Annotated in this window: 5 protein-coding genes; 2 read left to right on the top strand and 3 right to left on the bottom strand. The window is 71.1% G+C overall.

Annotated features, from left to right (window positions below):
- Positions 1-211: 211 nt before the first annotated feature.
- Entirely contained in the window at positions 212-1720 is a 1509-nt protein-coding gene (arfA, locus tag D1825_RS00695; protein WP_118765615.1) for an arabinosylfuranosidase ArfA, read from the bottom strand.
- A gap of 48 nt (positions 1721-1768) precedes the next feature.
- A complete protein-coding gene (locus tag D1825_RS00690; protein ID WP_118765616.1) occupies positions 1769-2134 on the bottom strand; it encodes a DoxX family protein in 366 nt (121 codons plus the stop codon).
- Between the two features lie 104 nt (positions 2135-2238).
- Between D1825_RS00690 and D1825_RS00685 the strand changes: the two genes are divergently transcribed.
- Positions 2239-2610 (top strand): winged helix-turn-helix transcriptional regulator, encoded by a 372-nt coding sequence (locus D1825_RS00685; RefSeq protein ID WP_118765614.1) that lies wholly within the window; start codon positions 2239-2241, stop codon positions 2608-2610.
- A 9-nt stretch (positions 2611-2619) separates the two neighbouring features.
- On the opposite strand, the gene D1825_RS18695 is transcribed toward D1825_RS00685, so the two are convergent.
- Positions 2620-2742 carry a hypothetical protein gene (locus tag D1825_RS18695; protein WP_267897551.1) on the bottom strand — a complete coding sequence of 41 codons (123 nt, stop codon included), beginning with the start codon at positions 2740-2742 and terminating at the stop codon, positions 2620-2622.
- 161 nt (positions 2743-2903) lie between these two features.
- Between D1825_RS18695 and D1825_RS00680 the strand changes: the two genes are divergently transcribed.
- The coding region (locus D1825_RS00680) for a hypothetical protein (protein ID WP_147356245.1) at positions 2904-3424 on the top strand (521 nt) is incomplete at its 3' end.

Raw genomic sequence — 3424 nt, 5'->3', positions numbered from 1 at the left:
GGCCGACGAACGGCGAGACGCTCGGTCGGTAGCGGCGCGCGGCGCCCGTGCCCTGCGCCAGGTGCGCGTGGAAGCCGGTCAGGGAGTGCCAGGCGGGGTTGTCGAGCGCCTCGTCGATGGTGGTGATCGTCGTGTCCTCTCGGGCTGCGGGGCTGCGGGCGAGGTGTCATCCGACCACACAACGCGCGCCGGCCCCACGCGGATTCCCTGGTCAGGACGTCATGACGCTCGAGACGGCGGTCCAGGACTCGGGCGGGAGCACGATCGTCGTCCGGTCGTCCTGCCGGGCGCCGCCGAGGTCGATCGTGCGGAGGTGCTCGGCGGTGATCGCCTCGGCGTGCTCCGGCCCGGGACGGGCGGGTTCGTCGTCGGCCGTGAGCTGGTGGCCCGTGGTGAGGGTGAGCGACGCGCCGGGGTGGTCGATCGCGACCTCGATCTCCTCGGTGCCGCGGTTGACCAGGAACACGGCGACCGACTGGCCGTCGATCGTCGCCGCGGCGGTGACCACGGGCACCTCGCCGTGCCGGGCCGTCGCGGTCGTCGGGCCGAACACGCGGACGTCGAGCGCCTCCCCCTGCGCGAGCCGGGCGGTCGTCGCGAAGGGGTGGAACGTGGGCTGGCGCCAGGCGGGTCCGCCGGGCTCGGTCATGATCGGCGCGATCACGTTGACGAGCTGCGCGAGGCACGCGAGCGGCACGCGGTCCGCGTGGTTGAGCAGCGTGACGAGCAGGTCGCCGACGACGACGGCGTCGAGCGCCGAGTAGACGTCCTCGATGATCCGCGGGGCGTCGCGCTGGAGCGGGAGGTTCGTCTCGCCGGGGAACCGCGAGAGGTACCAGACGTTCCACTCGTCGAACGAGATGGTCAGCCTGCGGTCCGACTGCTTGCGCGCGGCGACCGCGTCGGCGGAGGCGACGACGCGGCGGATGAACCGGTCGGCCGCCGTGCCCGAGGCGAGGAACGAGGCCCGGTCGCCGTCGTGCTCCTGGTAGTAGGCGTGCATCGAGACGTGGTCGACGACGTCCCAGGTGTGCTCGAGGACGGTCTGCTCCCACGCACCGAAGGTCGGCATCTCCATCGACGACGAGCCGCACGCGACGAGCTCGATGCTCGGGTCGACGCGCTTCATCGCCTTGCCGGCCTCGGCGGCCAGGCGGCCGTACTCGTCGGCGCTCTTGTGCCCGATCTGCCAGGGCCCGTCCATCTCGTTGCCCAGGCACCACAGCCGTACGCCGTACGGCCGCTCGCGGCCGTTCGCGATCCGCAGGTCCGCCCAGCGGGTCCCCGCCGCGCCGTTGCAGTACTCGACGAGCGCCGCCGCGGCGTCGACGCCGCGGGTGCCGAGGTTCACCGCGAGCATGGGCTCGATGCCGGTCCGCTCGGCCCACTGGAGGAACTCGTCGGTACCGACCGTGTTGGGCTCGACGGTCCGCCACGCGAGGTCGAGCACCGGTGGGCGGTCGGGCCCGACGCCGTCCTCCCAGACGTAGCTCGAGACGAAGTTGCCGCCGGGATAGCGGGCGATCGTGATGCCGAGCTCCGCGGTGAGCGCCGCGACGTCACCGCGGAAACCGTGCTCGTCGGCGGTGGGGTGGTCGGGCTCGAAGATGCCGGTGTAGACCGCCCGGCCCAGGTGCTCGATGAGCGTGCCGAACATGCGACGGTCGATGCTCCCGACGCGGAAGCCGGGGTGGAGCAGGACGGTGGCGTGGCTGGTCATGGCTCCCCAGGGGCTGCTCGGCGGTGAGTTCGATAACGGTATCGGACGCTAGAGGGTCGCGACCCCGAGCCACACCGCGACCGCGGCCAGCACGGCGAGCACCCCGTTCGGCACGGTCTGCGATCCCTCGCCGCGCCGGACGTGGAGCGCGAGACCGCCGAGCGGGATGACGACGAGCCCCGCGGCTGCCGCCACCGACAGCCACTCCGCGATCCCGGTCAGCCGCGGCAGCACGAGCCCGAGCGCACCGAGGACCTCGAGCGTGCCGATGACTCGCACCGTGCGGAGCCGGAGGTCGCCGGTCCAGGGCCACATCGCCAGCAGCTTGTCGGCGGGCAGCGCGATCTTGATCCCACCCGACGCGAGGTACGTCAGCGCGAGCAGTCCCCCGACGATCCAGTACGCGACAGTCATCTCGTCCTCCATGGTTACCCTTTGTGAGCAACCGCATCATGCGTGAGTTTCGGAGGGCCTACAAAAGGCACACGCGTGTGCGCTACTGACAGGACGGTGCACCCATGACCGACAGCCTCTGCATCGTGCACGGCGAGTCCGGGCCGATGATCCGGTCGGTGCTCGACCGGATCTGCGACAAGTGGACGCTGCTGATCGTCAGCACGCTGCAGCGCGGCCGCATGCGGTTCACGGAGCTCCAGCGCAACATCCCCGGCGTCTCGCAGCGCATGCTCTCGCTGACCCTGCGCCACCTCGAGCGCGACGGCCTCGTCGTCCGGACCGCCTACGCCGAGGTGCCGCCGCGGGTGGAGTACGCGCTGACCGACACCGGGGCGACCTTGATCGAGCCCGCGCTCGCGCTGGCGAGCTGGGCCGTCACGAACGGGCCGACGATCGAGGCGAGCCGGTCCTCGTTCGATTCGCGCTCGTCCTGAGCCGTAGGGCTACTTCGCCTTGCAGCAGGGACTGGCGATCACGTGGCCGCCGCTCGCAGAGGCTGCCGTGGCGCCGGTGAACCCGGTCACGGCGGCGAGTGCGAGGACGATGGCGATGCTGCGCTTCTTCATGAGCTGACCTCTCGAAGGCACTGGGCTCAACCAAGGTGACACGTCCCGATTCCCCTGTCGACCCTTCACGATCTCGTACTGGTGTTCGATGTTGTGTCAGTGGTTGGTGGGACGATAGGGACATGTCAGACACCACCTCGGTCATCGATGCGGCGGCGCTCGTGCGTGCCGCGCTCGGTGCTGACGACGTGCCTTCTGGTCTGGCATCGGTGGACGCTCCTGCTCCTGGTCGGGTCGTTGCGGTCTGGCGCGACGATGACCTGCTGGCCGGCCTGGTGACGCTCGAGGCGATCGACCGTCAGGTCGATGCGTGGCGGGCGGCGTTGGCGGTGGAGGTCGACGAGCGCACCACCCGGGGGCGCGACGGGTTGGCTGGGGGTCGTGGATGCCGGGGCTCGCGTGAGCTGGTTCGTCGGGTGACGGGGGCGGCGAACACCTCGGTGTCGCGGTGGTTGCGGTTGGGACGTGCGACGCAGGAGTCGACCGGCCTGACCGGGCAGCCGGTGCCGGCGCCGTTCCCGCACGTCGCTGCCGCGCTGGGCTCCGGGCGGATCAACGTGGATGCGGCCTTGCAGATCATCGACAACCTCAACCCCGTGCGGCCCGTCGCGGGTGACGCGATGGTCGCTGTTGCTGAGGAGCAGCTCGTCGCAGCCTGCTCGGCTCACGAGCCGGGTGGGGT

Origin of the sequence: Cellulomonas rhizosphaerae, assembly GCF_003470205.1 — a bacterium.
In the GTDB taxonomy this organism is placed as follows: Bacteria; Actinomycetota; Actinomycetes; order Actinomycetales; family Cellulomonadaceae; genus Cellulomonas; species Cellulomonas rhizosphaerae.
This window is presented reverse-complemented; position numbering and strand designations above follow the sequence as displayed.